The organism is uncultured Cytophaga sp., assembly GCF_937863595.1.
Classification (GTDB): domain Bacteria; phylum Bacteroidota; class Bacteroidia; order Cytophagales; family Cytophagaceae; genus Cytophaga.
The window spans coordinates 1-12,870 of the sequence record NZ_CALMGQ010000117.1 but is presented as its reverse complement, the minus strand read 5'-3'; the positions used below and the strand labels follow the sequence as shown (position 1 = coordinate 12,870).

Here is a 12,870-nt window from a genome sequence, read left to right as displayed (position 1 = left end):
TGGTACTAATATAATATAAAATTGAACATTAACATTTAAATATTTTGTAATAAGTTGAATAATTGGCATTTAAATAACTAACAAATCCATATATAGAATTGAATAAGCATATTATACTGCTAATTACATTTACTAAGACAAAAAGTAACTCATACAGAACGATTTTTGGCATGATTCTTAACATTTATATGTATTTATCGTATATTTGATTACAGTATGAAAAAAATAGTAACAATAATACTTTTGACTTTTGGAATCGGATTTGGCGTTTTTGCTCAATCAGATACAACTACGTCTTTTCATATTTCTCCAAATCCTGTTGAAAATGATGTTACATTCCGCATCAATTATTCAAATAAGGACATTAGAGGCATTCGTATTTATGACATGATTGGAAAAGAAGTTGCTTATATTGATTTAATGGGCAAAACAGGTTTCACCTCAATGACCATAGATATTAGTTCATTAAGAACAGGTATTTATTTCTGTAACTTATATAGTGACAAAGGGATTATTGAATCCAGAAAAATGATAAAAAATAAATAAGACGGAGTACTTTATACTCTGTACTAAGTACAGAGTATAAAGTATAAACAAAAAAAAGTCACGCAACAATGCGTGACTTTTTTTTGTGAGCCTAATATTTTTTTTAGAAATCACTATCCTATTACAAAAAGTCGAATTTAAATTTTCTGTCGGGAGTCTTTTTGGTAGCAAGAATCATATCAAAACCAAGTTCAGCATACTTTGTACTTTGTACTCTGTACTCCGTACTCTGTACTCTGTACTCTGTACTTTGTACTTTGTACTTTGTACTCTGTACTCCGTACTTTGTACTCTGCACTCTGTACTCTGTACTATTTCTTCTCTTTTTTGTGAAACGCAAAGTCTCTTGAAATTGTAAAGCCAATTTTAAATTCACTTTTACCCCATGAGGATGTTGTCCCTGCTAAATAACTATTTTCAATAATGGCTGCGTTATTAGTAAAAAAGATTTGAAATACGTGTCCACCTGTTTCTATTTCTACTCCTACCCCAATAGGTAAATAAAATGAATTAGACGGTTTTAGATAATCGGAGAAATTATAATACACATCTGCAAGTAAAGCAAATCGTTTTGTAAGTTTGATTCTCCCACCAAAACCTAAGGAAAATAATCCATTGTGATCCTGGGCATTTGCTACATAATTTCTATGTAGATAAATAGGCATAAATTGGAGTGATAATGCATCTGAAAATTTACGTGCTATTAATAATTGATACACGTACGACATTCGATTTGCAAACTCCGTATACACTACCGGATTCTTTTGTGGTGTCAAAGCCATATCAGCAAAGAGCGTTACAGAGATAGGCATTCTATTATCGACGGTTTGTCTCAATAAACGATATTTCAAGAAAAAGTCTAAATTCTCTGCTACTTTACTTCTTCCAAAACCTGCAGTTAACCGATCCGTAATGCCATATTCAAACCCGAAACGAATATCAGAAGCATTATCAAAACCATATAAAGTATGTGGCCCTCCATTTATTCCGCCTACGTCACCAAAATGGTGTGTAATTCTAAAATCTAGAATTCCTTTTCGAACGGTTTCAATCGAATGCGCATTTACAATTCGCGTAGCTTTAAAACTAGCAATCACATAGGTTGGTTTTTTATCTTCGATTAAAAAACTATCTAAATCTGTTTGCGCAGCTACAAAATGATTTTGAATGGCAAATAAAGATAGGAGTAGAAATGCGTGTTTACTTTTTAACATAAGGAATACAAACGGCATTTACATGCACAGTAATATCGGGTGAAATATTTGAAATTTTATCTTTTGGAATATCAATTTTATGCTTAGCTGCAGGCACAATAAAATCTGTTTCTAATGTAATCGTATTCTTATCTACAGTCACCGTGCCAGGTATGGTGCGTATGATTTCAACACCGTGTATCAATACAGAGCCTGTTACTGTAACTGGATACACTCCATTAACTGTAAACGAAATCTCTTCATTTATTTTACCTTTAAATTGTGCATACGGATATTTAGCACTCTCCAAATAGGTTTCATTAAAATGTTCTTGCATCAATCCATTATTAAATACAAAAGACGAAATCAATACTTTAACCAACACATCGTTTGTTGTGGTACTCAAAACAACGTTGGTCTTTTTGGATGTTGCATCTATATTTTCTAGCCGAGCGCTAGAAAAGAAAGAAGTTTTACCTGTCGTTGAAATAAATATTTGTGCTTGCGTTGTAAATCCCGTTATCAGAAATAAAATAGCAATATAAATACAGTTTCTATTTTTCATATTCTTAATTGTTTGGTGCGCCAAGTAATACCCAATCTTGTATTGTTTGTATAAGCGAATCAGGCAGCGGCGTTTCTTTGTAAGGCATTTCTGGCGATTCTAAATGCTTCAATCGTGCAATCAATACAGAATAATTGGGATTTGATGTACTTGATCTCAATGCATACTTTTGAACGTCACTGAAATTATTAAAGAATGCATAACCCGGTTTTTGTGGATTTGTAGCAGTATCTGAATGGCATTTAAAACAATGTGTCACCAAAATAGGCTTTACATCCGTCATATACGAAACAGTTTTATTTACAGGAATTGGATTTTCACCTTTATTAAATGCACACGCATTTAATCCTATAAAGATACCAATTGAAAAGATATAGTAGAACTTCTTTTTGAAATTACTCATTGAATGGATGTTAAAAATCTATTTTTAATAGATCTGCCTTAGATACGTAATAAACCATACAGATGGATTGCACAAAAAAATAATGGATGGTTTCTCTCAAAACCATCCATTAAAATATCTAAACGGATTAAATTATATCGTACCGAGAATATGTATCATTTCTAAGGTAGGTGTTGGACTGCCGCCTGCTTTTTCAAGTGTCACAGCAAATGCTTGCGCATTGTTTATAGACTTTAATTTTTGTAAGCTTCCTGTTTCTGTAAGATCGAAAATGCCCGCATCAATTGGCACACCATTATCAAGCGCCCACAATTGATATTGCATTCCTTCAGGAGGTGTTGGCAAACTCTTTATATCTAAGAACACTTCTTTGGTACTTCTATTCCAAAACACCAAGGCAGTTGCATTTGGCGAGATAGGTAAGCCTTTTAACACTACTTTTGTAGTAGCAGTATCTGTTATAAAAGAAACATATTCATTTTTCTCTTTTAACATCAATTGACTTGAATCTATTAGGAAATTTACATTCTGAGCAAAGATCCTATTTTCTTGTTGCATGGAAATAAGCTGACCTTCGGCATTTTTCCATTGATTCCAAAAGTATCCAGAAAGAGCTGTTGAAATAATAGCAATTGTAACAGATGCAGCAACCAACCAATTAAATGTATTTTTCTTCGGAACGATAGAAATGGACTTACTATTAAATGCAGATTCTGTTTTTGAATCGGTTAGTTGTTTCTCGATTGCACCAACAATTTTATCTTTCAATGCACTTGGGGGAGCAATTGCATGCGCTTGAGCATAATTCTCTAAGGTCAATTGAAGTTGATTATATTCAGCTTCAATTTCCGGATAGGTTGAAATGGCACGTTCTACTTGCTCGGATTCTGTTTGATCCAATCCTCCTAGAATGTACATTTCTAAAATACCTGACGCTATGTAATCTTGTGTATTCAATGCTGTTAAAATAATTTCCTTAAAGTTGTCATTGCTGCTCTTACCCGTGTTTTCACAGTGCCTAGCGGCATATTTAATTCTTCGGCAATCTCTGATTGAGAATAACCTTGAAAATACATTAAATCAATTAATTTTCTTTGTTCAACAGGTAATTGTTGAACGATTTCTTTTATACCGATAAAATCTGGATTGTTAGCCTGACTATATTGGGTGTCTGAAATAGATACGTTTTCAGACACGTCATCGGTTTTCATTTTTGCTTTATATTCTTTAGATCTTAATTTATCTAATGCAATATTCCGAGCAATATTTAATATCCATGTAAATAATCGGCCTTTTGAGGAATCATAATCTGAAATTTTATTCCAAATTTTCAAAAAACAATCATTTAGTAGTTCTTGAGCAAAATCTTCAGAACGTACTATTTTTAAAATAATACCATAAACGGCGCCTGAATAATTATCATATAAATACTCAAATGCCTTCACATCTTGAGCACATAAACGCTTAATGAGTTCCTCTTCTGATATGGTATTCTTTTTTTCTATGATTATGTTCCTTTTGCAAATAATCTGTATCTACAGATTATCACAAGGTAAGTATTTAATTATAGGAATAAAGCGATTTTAACATAAAAATATCAAAAACTATTTTCATGCATTTTTATCAAAAAGTATCGTATTTTATATGACCAGGGTCATTATTTATAAAAAATGTAGTGGTCAATGGTCAGAAAAAAGTAGTTACGTCTTTGTACTCTGTACTACATACTTCGTACTTTTCTCGTCTAGTACCTAGCAGCTCGCAGCTAGCAACTAACTTCAATGCAGCACTTGCACCCAACCTTTGCTAGTACAAGCGTTATTGTATACAGCTTCGTAATAATACACTCCATCGGCAATGTCATTTTGTGGACACCAATTGTTGCTATACGAAGCATCGTAAAAAACGCGCGATCCCCAAGAATTATAAATACTTAATTGAATATGTTCGTTTGGATTATTTGACACAGTAAACAAACAATCATTTTTAGCATCGTTGTTTGGTGTCACTAAATTCATGATTTGTACAGTGCTATTTTGTAGATATAGACTATCCTTTGCTGTGCCACAACTGTTTTTCACAACCATATCATATTGCCCTGTTTGATAGACAGAATTGGAAGTTGCACTACCATATTGGTTATACCAGTTATACTTATACATGGTATTGATTGGTAAATCAAGGGATTTGGATTCGCAGGTATACAATGTGTCATCTACTAAATGAACGACAGGATAGTCTTCCAATACAAACTGCTGCGTACTGGTATCTGCCAAACAATACTTGTACGTTACTAGACTTGCTGTATACTTTCCAGTATTGAGCGCCAAATGAATAGCATCCTCATCATATCGGTGCCACGTATTATCCGTTGATTTTTTTACTATCCAAAACAAACTATCTACTGGTGAAGTTGTATGGCCTTTTAATATTACGGGAGTATTAAAACAGGATGGTGATGCAATTTTATTTGTAATAGCTTGTGCTACCGGAAATGCATTAGGTTTTTTATAATCGGGATGGTAGAAGTTGTAGATGTAATTGTTGCGAGCGATGTAGGTGTATTGTGGAATATCATCAGGCTGATCCATTGCAGGCAAAGGCAACGAATCTATTAAATTAGCCGGCACAAAAGCCTGATCTATATTCTTAATTTCACCTAAGTAGCTTACATGATTGCTCCTGCCAGCTTGAATTCTAGCTCGGTATTTATAAATCAGTATTGTATTATCTCTTCCGTAATCAGTGCCTGAATAACTATTATTGAACGGAATATTATTATAATACATGGGTATAGATATTCCAGTATTAAGCTCATATTGATATATCCTGACAGGTGCAAACCATTCGCTATTATGATAATATAAATATTTTGAATCGTGCGAAAATAAATTTGCATGTATTCCACTGCGCGCATCTATTTGTTGTAATGAATTAAAATTGAATAGCCCTGTTTGATTATCAAATGGGGCGATAAACAAATAAAATGGAATAAAAGAAGCGGACGGTTGGTCCGAAATTTTATTGCCCGGAAAGGCTGCAAAATCTCCTTTAGTTGAATATACAAGTTGATACCCTGTATAGTTTGCGGGTGAATAAGGTATATATAACGGATTTTCTTTATATTCAAAATTAGGAATACTATTTACAATGGGTCCATAAATTTGACAAGAATTCACTCTGTAGTTCAATATGTTATTGCTTCGATATCCCAACACAGATACCCACGTATCAATATTATTTTGATGTTTAATACCACTAATGGAAGGTGCTACAGAGTCTTTAAGAAAAATATTTTTATTAATTACTTTTCCTTTCCCTCCATTGCCATACATATCAATGATGTGATATTCAAGTTTACACAAATCCCAAAATTTTCCGCATTTATTTGGATAGTAGCAATTTGTTATATCATCAATTGGTCTGTTAGTAACATAATTCCAATTTTCTTCATGAGGTACAGTTTCAAATAAATAATAATACCTACGGTTGCTTTCTTCAATAGGTACAATCAAACTTGTGGCATAAAGGGAGCTAAAATTGTATGCATGTAATTGTCCATTATTCATTACCGCACCATTTGGCTCATGTACACTTACTCCGTCATAATAAAAAAGTAGGTTGCCTAATGTATCACAAATAGAATTCACATAAGGCGTTTGTAAATCTCCTTTGTAATTGGAGTTAGTTGGGTTATACAAATTAATTTTTTTTGTAACAACTTCTGGGTTGTTTTTATTGAATTTTAATATATATTTAAAACCTATTACACGCTTATCCGTTTCGTGTTGAGCGAAGAGATTTATACTGTATAAAAAAAGAGCAATAAAGTTTAATGTAATGTATTTCATAAAAAGATAAAAGGCAGTAGGTATTCCTATACTAAGATAAGAATACCTACTGCCTTTTGATTGATTTTATTAATATTTAACTACTTTTTTAATTGTCAATGTATTGTTGTGTTTAATTTTAACAACATACATACCAGCAGACCAATCTACAGTAGCAATAGATGCTAATTCTGATTGCAAGATTCCACTGTATACATTTTTTCCAGTTGCATCCATTATTTCAACAGCAACGGATGTAGCATTTCCATCTATTGTGTACGTTGATAAATCAACCATCAATTCCCTATTAAATGGATTTGGGTAAACTAATACGTTATTCGTTTCTTCTAAAACTATATCGTTTGCAGCAATACGTTGTACTACTGGTGCACAGCCATTTTCATAATACAAGTTCCAAACTTCTAATTCAAATCTACTTCCTATAGCTTCATTATGACCTGCACCTATGTAATAGACATGATTGCCTGAATAAATAGGACTTTGAATATACATATCAAAATTCTCCCCAGATTTTACTGTTGTAGCTGCTTTAAAGTTCCAAGTTGAACCAGACAAGTATGCTTGATATATGTTGGAACTTTTATAATATCCCGAAGAAACTGTAGCAATTGTATTTAAAATACCTGCATCCATAACACCATAATAAATTACACCAGATGCCGGGTTGATTGTAAATACACCAGATAAGTTGGAAGTTGTAGTAATTTGTTCCACACTATTTGGATTGGGCATTGGTAACCGATATAAGTTAGCGCTTCCTTTTTGACCTCGGGCAAAATAAAGATATCCATTGTAAAAAACCATATCCGAACTTGCATATACATCACCTGCAAAAGTTAACTGGCCATATGTTGTTGAATATAAATCATTGTTTTTTACATACGTTATACCATACCCAGGTATTATAGCTTTTAATGTTGCAGATCCAAAGTTATTATCAATTATACCATTATTATAAATTAATGCTGTTGAGCCTTTTTCAATTGCATAGATATCATTTCCCATAGCCATAAAATCAGAAACATTCTTACTAGGAGAAACAGCATCACTAATTAAATTAGTTGTTAAATCAATTTTCCATAATTTATTAGTAGTGATTTCTGTATATAACAGATATGGAATGTTATTTAAAGTTGCAACTCCAATCTTTGTAAATGCCCCTGCTACTGGTATTGCAGCATTTGTAATACCTGGCATTTGATTAATTACCCATTTCTGAAGAGCTGTGCTGAAAGTATAATAATAGATTTTACCATCTCTTCCAGAAAAGTAGATATTACCTCCAGAAGCAACAATATTACTACCCGGTGCTTTGCGGTTATCGCTCAATACACCCGATTGCCAGCCTGCAGCACCTGCATTGGTATTTCCACTTGCAGCGCCGATATGCACATTGGTTTGTAAGGTTACAGGACATCCACTAGCATCTGTTATGTTAATTTTGATAACATAGTTACCAGGATTAGATGCAGTAAATAAAGATGTTGTAGGTGTATTCACCCAAGAGAGAGCCCATCCATTCGGTGAAGCTGATGCTATATAAGGATTGATCGGTGAGGACGCATTGGGATTATTTACATTTATTAATGCTGTATTAGAGCAAGAGTAAATGTCTGCATCAACTGAAGGACTTAATGTAGGACGAATAATAAATGTTCTTACGACCGGTGCACCGCAAACGCCTGTAATGGTTACTTTACCTACAAAATCTGTATACCCTCCCTTTGGTAAATGCCCTTGTATATTGAGCTTATTCTTTCCACTAAGTATAGTTTTTGTATAGGTATTGGTCTGATTATTGTAAGATGTACCTGGCAATTCCCAGGTATACGTGGCATTATTACTAACCCATGGCATACCTAAATCAAAATTCCCTTGGCAGTCTAGACTAACCAGAGTTCCAGGATCATCTACATTAACACCATTTTGTTGCACGTGACCAAAATCTGGTTGCGTAACAGTTAACTGAATTATTTTAGATACAGTATTGCATTGGTTGCTAACAACAACACCAATAGAAACGACACCGTCATTTGTAAAATTGCTTACATAAATTCCACTGTTCCAGTTTTGTTGAATTACAGCTCCCGGTGCATACCAATTATAAGTTGTCCCACCACCTGGTGCACCCGATATTGTAACACCTTCATTACAAAGAAGATTTGTTTTAGAGGCTGTTAATGTGAATGCATTGTTAAGATATGGAGTAATTGTTATATTTTTTGTAGTTTCACTTTTACCACAGAGCCCTAAAAAACCTAAACCTTCGCCTTTAACTTTTATTCTTTTAGAAGAACCATTATTATACCAAGAAACAACAATTTTTCTTGCATAATTAATATTAAAAGGTAATGAATTTCCAGACTGACCTTCAGTTTGTATTTGGTTTGTAGATGTATTATAAAAAGTTGCGCTCCCAGTATTACTTCTATTGTAACTAATAGAAGTAAAATTACTTGCCTGAGACCAATCCATAGTAGCACCACAATAAGTTTGAGCAAAAAAACTAATATCAAAGTCTCCTACTTGAATAATTTCTCCTCCTTCAACTGTCCATTCAATTTTCCCAATCATGTCATAATTACTCACTTCATAAGTACTAGTTGAACCAATAGATCCACAACTAAGAGAGTTAAAATCAATAGTTGGACAATTTTCTGCCAACAAAGTAAACTGGCTAAGCATACATAAACCTACAATAGTTAGTAGCCTTATTTTAAAAATTAATTTCAGTTTCATCATAATTGTTTAAAAGATAGTTAAAATGGTACATGCTATATAAATATGTGTATTTATATATATTTCTTGCAATAATCATTTTTTTTTTTTTCAAATTGCAAGTATATTAACAATATATAATATTCAAAAATGAAAAAACTTATAATACTGCCACTTTTACTTTTAATAATGATAGAATCATTTGGTCAATCAACCGATTCGTTAACAATTGTTAATAAAAATTACATGAACACTATTCAAACGAGTGTATTTGGGTTTGGGGGTTATTTTGCTCTTCAATACGAACGTGCGCTCAGTCAAAATTGGAGTGTAAGTGCGATAGGAAGATTCACATATCCATTTAATCAATTATCAAAAAACACATCCTTTACAAATCGTTTCGAAAAATATTCTATTCAAGCAGAACTACGATATTACTTAGATAAAAATACCATTCACAACAATGGCTTATACCTTGCGGGTGACATGGGTTATGTATATCAAATCCAATACATACCAGAACGTAGAAATTCTGCGTATACAGAAAAAAAATATCCTTTTTATGGAGGTATGATTGGCTATCAATTCTTCGTAAAAAAAAGATTGGTTATTGATGGAGCTATAGGTGTTGAAGTTGGTTTTAATAGTCGCATTTTCAGTTCAGTATCTAGCTATGCGGGTTGGCAGAAATTAAGCAACCCAGGAAACATTCCAATACGTTTAAATATTGGTTACGCATTTTAATACCATTACGGATTCTGTTTCTATAAATTAAATAGTTTCCAAAACATTAGTAATATCGATATGTATATTCATGTCCCTAGTTAAGGTCCACATCTTTGTGATAAAATATCTCTAGCTAATACAGTAGGCAACATATCGTATGCATGGTGTTTTAAAAATTAAAAAAGCGCTCGTCCCCTTCCGGGCGGGCGCATTTTTTTTTGTAGTTTATATAATTTGCTATAGAGATGTGATCCCTACAGGGATCAGTGCGAAGTTAGAAAAGGGTGATGATATTTTCATAGTCGAAAAAGTGGTCAGTGAACAGTGTCAGAAAAAACATTGACGTCTATGTACTCTGTAATTCCCTCCTCTTGTAACTCGCACCTAGCAACTGGAAACTAACATCACAAACCAATAAAACTTGGTCTGCCAATACCTTTAATATTAATACCGAGACGCGGTGTAGATAATGTTACAATTTTAATCATGGTTACATCACCCGGTGCATTTGGAAAACAATACACCCGAAGTTCAAATTCATCCAAAGCTAAATTCTCATTTTTTGTTCTAAAGCCTGCACCAATGCCCATATAAGGTGTATTGTTAAATAAGAATTCCGTACTTGTACCTATTTGTGCAACTTCTGTCAATAAAATAAATGCAAAACGGAATCCCAATAATTTCAGTTTAGGGAATAAGTTTACCGTCGCTGATAACGAACTGGATTGGTGTCCAAATAAGACAAGAGAATTAAATTGCTCTAAACCACTTACACCATTTATATTAATAAATCCATTCAGTTGCGGATTGGTAATTTTAGTATATGCAGCAGAAAAATAAAAACGGTATTTCCAATTACGAATGTTTCGAACTTTTGTAACAAGCGTGCCAGCGCCTTTCACATAAATATCTTGAAATTTATTTTCCGTATTGTAATAACTAGATGTACTTATATCTAAAAAGTAAAATAACCCAGTCGGGCGAGCCCATATTTTGAAAAATTCAGATCCGAAATAATATCTTAGTTTTTCCAATCGCTGATCTGCGCCCGTATTTAATATCCATGAATACCCAAAAGGCAAATCTTCTGTTCTTCCAAAACCATAAATGTATTTGGTTTTGTAAAAATCGTATTTAAAGTAAGCCATTTGACCTAATGCAAAACTTTGATTGTTATATGCAGCCGAAGTTCTCGCATAATATTGATTGGCACTTCGTAAATACGCTCTATTATAATACCGTACGGAGAAGAAAATACGCGCACGATTTTGACGTGTTATTAAATCGATCTCATCTCCTTTGCGCTTAATATCTGAGATTGTAATACCCGCCCAACCATCATGCACGTTGTATTTATAATCGTAAAAAGCAGTATCTAATAATTGTTTGGTATTAACGGACCAATTGTTTGAAAACGAGTAACCACCGGCTATACGTGAAGTGGGCATGTAAAGATCTCTATTAAAGCCCGCCGTAATGCTATATTCGTTTTGATTGCCTATTTGAGCACCACCATTTAACTGCGAATACCTAAAAAAGGGGCTCACAAACGTACCAAATAAGTTATTTTTTGTATAGGTAAATTCTCCGCCCAGACTTGGTTTTAAAGTTGTTCTAAATTGACCTTTGTATTCTATGGATTGCCCCATACCTAGAAAATTTCGATCGTACAGATTCCATTTATAAAAATTAAAATCTAATGGATTAAAGGAACCACCTAATGTCCAAACATCTTGTACAATTACTTCAACATCTACGCTATCAAATACGTTTGGGATTTCCTTAATAAAAATACGTGCATCGTGCATGTAAGGTAAGGTACGCAGCAGTCGTTCATTATCTGAAAGCCTATTTTGATCTACAATGGAATCATTTTTAATAAATAAGTTATCACGAACAACAAACGTCTTTGTCTTTTCGTGTAAAAAATCTCCAACCTTATCAATCATTTTCTTTTTAACGAACACTGTATCGTCAATATTCCCGCCAAAGACATCCATTTTGGTGATGTAAATATTGCGAATATATTTCCCTTCATATATTAAATACGGATTTACAGTCGAACACTTTGCTGTTATGGAATCATCATCACATAACGACAAGGGTTGATCTCGATATAGCTGTTCCCATAAATATGCTATATATCTATTGTCAAGATAACTTTCGTAGTCTCTTCGAACTTTATATTTGGTTTTGGAGGATAAAAATATAAGTGTATCCTCTTGAGGAACAATAACTGTATCCCTGAGTAAAATGAAATGATTCTTCTTTACTGAAACTATTTTAACTTGTGCTCTTGCTTGTATTCCCAGAAAAAGAATGCAGGAAACAATACTTATCAAGTGATAAGCAGTTTGTTTTCTAAACACAATGCATAAAATAGGTTTCATTAAAATTAAACGTCTCTAGCTTTTATAGCTTTTTGCTCCTTCATTTTTTTATGTTACTGAATTTACAATAATATTTTCTTTAATTGACACAATACAGATTTCATTCAAAATTTTTCTTTAATTTTGAATTATGGCATTTATAGAAAAATTAAAAGAACGTTGGGGAATTGAAAGTAATTGGCGCTTAGCGAAAATATTTTTCATCTTTTCAATTACCGGAATGACTGCAGTAAGATTACGGAAACTCGTATTTCCATTAATTGGGATAGATTCAAGTACTCCTACTTGGTTGTTTGTGTTAACTTGGATCTTATTGATTACACCTTCTTATTATTTTTTTATGGTTATCTATTCTATTTTATTGGGCGAAAAAACATTTTTTTTCGGTATTATGAATAAAACGTTATCCAGATTCAAAAGAAAGAAAGGTGGATTCTAATCATAAATGCAACACCCCTCCATTTTCAATCGTTTTCGA

The 12,870-nt window shown here is 33.0% G+C and carries 11 protein-coding genes; 3 read left to right on the top strand and 8 right to left on the bottom strand.

Going from position 1 to position 12,870, the window contains the following annotated elements:
- The first annotated feature begins 216 nt into the window (after positions 1-216).
- Complete coding sequence (locus tag Q0543_RS10365) at positions 217-546, top strand: T9SS type A sorting domain-containing protein (protein WP_299252331.1); 330 nt, start codon at positions 217-219, stop codon at positions 544-546.
- 311 nt (positions 547-857) lie between these two features.
- On the opposite strand, the gene Q0543_RS10360 is transcribed toward Q0543_RS10365, so the two are convergent.
- The 7 genes from Q0543_RS10360 to Q0543_RS10330 all read right to left on the bottom strand — a co-directional run bounded on the left by Q0543_RS10360 (position 858) and on the right by Q0543_RS10330 (position 9,300).
- The gene (locus Q0543_RS10360) at positions 858-1,760 is read right to left on the bottom strand and encodes a DUF5777 family beta-barrel protein (RefSeq protein WP_299252328.1); all 903 of its coding nucleotides are present in this window, start codon (positions 1,758-1,760) and stop codon (positions 858-860) included.
- On the bottom strand, positions 1,747-2,304 hold the full coding sequence (locus tag Q0543_RS10355; RefSeq protein WP_299252325.1) for a YceI family protein: 558 nt from the start codon (positions 2,302-2,304) through the stop codon (positions 1,747-1,749). The genes Q0543_RS10360 and Q0543_RS10355 overlap by 14 nt, the downstream gene beginning before the upstream one ends.
- 4 nt (positions 2,305-2,308) lie before the next feature.
- Complete coding sequence (locus Q0543_RS10350) at positions 2,309-2,707, bottom strand: hypothetical protein (RefSeq protein WP_299252322.1); 399 nt, start codon at positions 2,705-2,707, stop codon at positions 2,309-2,311.
- 132 nt (positions 2,708-2,839) lie between these two features.
- A complete protein-coding gene (locus tag Q0543_RS10345) occupies positions 2,840-3,664 on the bottom strand; it encodes an anti-sigma factor (RefSeq protein WP_299252319.1) in 825 nt (274 codons plus the stop codon).
- 5 nt (positions 3,665-3,669) lie between these two features.
- Positions 3,670-4,152, bottom strand: coding sequence for a sigma-70 family RNA polymerase sigma factor (locus tag Q0543_RS10340; protein ID WP_299252316.1), 483 nt, complete (start codon positions 4,150-4,152; stop codon positions 3,670-3,672).
- A 333-nt stretch (positions 4,153-4,485) separates the two neighbouring features.
- Positions 4,486-6,558 carry a gliding motility-associated C-terminal domain-containing protein gene (locus tag Q0543_RS10335; RefSeq protein ID WP_299252313.1) on the bottom strand — a complete coding sequence of 691 codons (2,073 nt, stop codon included), beginning with the start codon at positions 6,556-6,558 and terminating at the stop codon, positions 4,486-4,488.
- Between the two features lie 69 nt (positions 6,559-6,627).
- Positions 6,628-9,300 carry a T9SS type A sorting domain-containing protein gene (locus tag Q0543_RS10330; RefSeq protein WP_299252310.1) on the bottom strand — a complete coding sequence of 891 codons (2,673 nt, stop codon included), beginning with the start codon at positions 9,298-9,300 and terminating at the stop codon, positions 6,628-6,630.
- Positions 9,301-9,426: 126 nt separating this feature from the next.
- Here Q0543_RS10330 and Q0543_RS10325 point away from each other — a divergent pair, with 126 nt between their 5' ends.
- Complete coding sequence (locus Q0543_RS10325; protein WP_299252307.1) at positions 9,427-10,020, top strand: DUF3575 domain-containing protein; 594 nt, start codon at positions 9,427-9,429, stop codon at positions 10,018-10,020.
- Between the two features lie 386 nt (positions 10,021-10,406).
- On the opposite strand, the gene Q0543_RS10320 is transcribed toward Q0543_RS10325, so the two are convergent.
- On the bottom strand, positions 10,407-12,392 hold the full coding sequence (locus tag Q0543_RS10320; protein ID WP_299252304.1) for a hypothetical protein: 1,986 nt from the start codon (positions 12,390-12,392) through the stop codon (positions 10,407-10,409).
- 130 nt (positions 12,393-12,522) lie between these two features.
- Here Q0543_RS10320 and Q0543_RS10315 point away from each other — a divergent pair, with 130 nt between their 5' ends.
- Positions 12,523-12,831: a DUF6787 family protein gene (locus Q0543_RS10315; RefSeq protein ID WP_299252301.1), complete on the top strand. Its 309-nt coding sequence runs from the start codon at positions 12,523-12,525 to the stop codon at positions 12,829-12,831.
- Positions 12,832-12,870: the final 39 nt, after the last annotated feature.

What these genes read in the sequence shown, in the direction of transcription:
- Q0543_RS10365 (WP_299252331.1), top strand. Translation starts at nt 217, where the DNA reads ATGAAAAAAATAGTAACAATAATACTTTTGACTTTTGGAATCGGATTT.
- Q0543_RS10360 (WP_299252328.1), bottom strand. Translation starts at nt 1,760, where the DNA reads ATGTTAAAAAGTAAACACGCATTTCTACTCCTATCTTTATTTGCCATT.
- Q0543_RS10355 (WP_299252325.1), bottom strand. Translation starts at nt 2,304, where the DNA reads ATGAAAAATAGAAACTGTATTTATATTGCTATTTTATTTCTGATAACG.
- Q0543_RS10350 (WP_299252322.1), bottom strand. Translation starts at nt 2,707, where the DNA reads ATGAGTAATTTCAAAAAGAAGTTCTACTATATCTTTTCAATTGGTATC.
- Q0543_RS10335 (WP_299252313.1), bottom strand. Translation starts at nt 6,558, where the DNA reads ATGAAATACATTACATTAAACTTTATTGCTCTTTTTTTATACAGTATA.
- Q0543_RS10330 (WP_299252310.1), bottom strand. Translation starts at nt 9,300, where the DNA reads ATGATGAAACTGAAATTAATTTTTAAAATAAGGCTACTAACTATTGTA.
- Q0543_RS10325 (WP_299252307.1), top strand. Translation starts at nt 9,427, where the DNA reads ATGAAAAAACTTATAATACTGCCACTTTTACTTTTAATAATGATAGAA.
- Q0543_RS10320 (WP_299252304.1), bottom strand. Translation starts at nt 12,392, where the DNA reads ATGAAACCTATTTTATGCATTGTGTTTAGAAAACAAACTGCTTATCAC.
- Q0543_RS10315 (WP_299252301.1), top strand. Translation starts at nt 12,523, where the DNA reads ATGGCATTTATAGAAAAATTAAAAGAACGTTGGGGAATTGAAAGTAAT.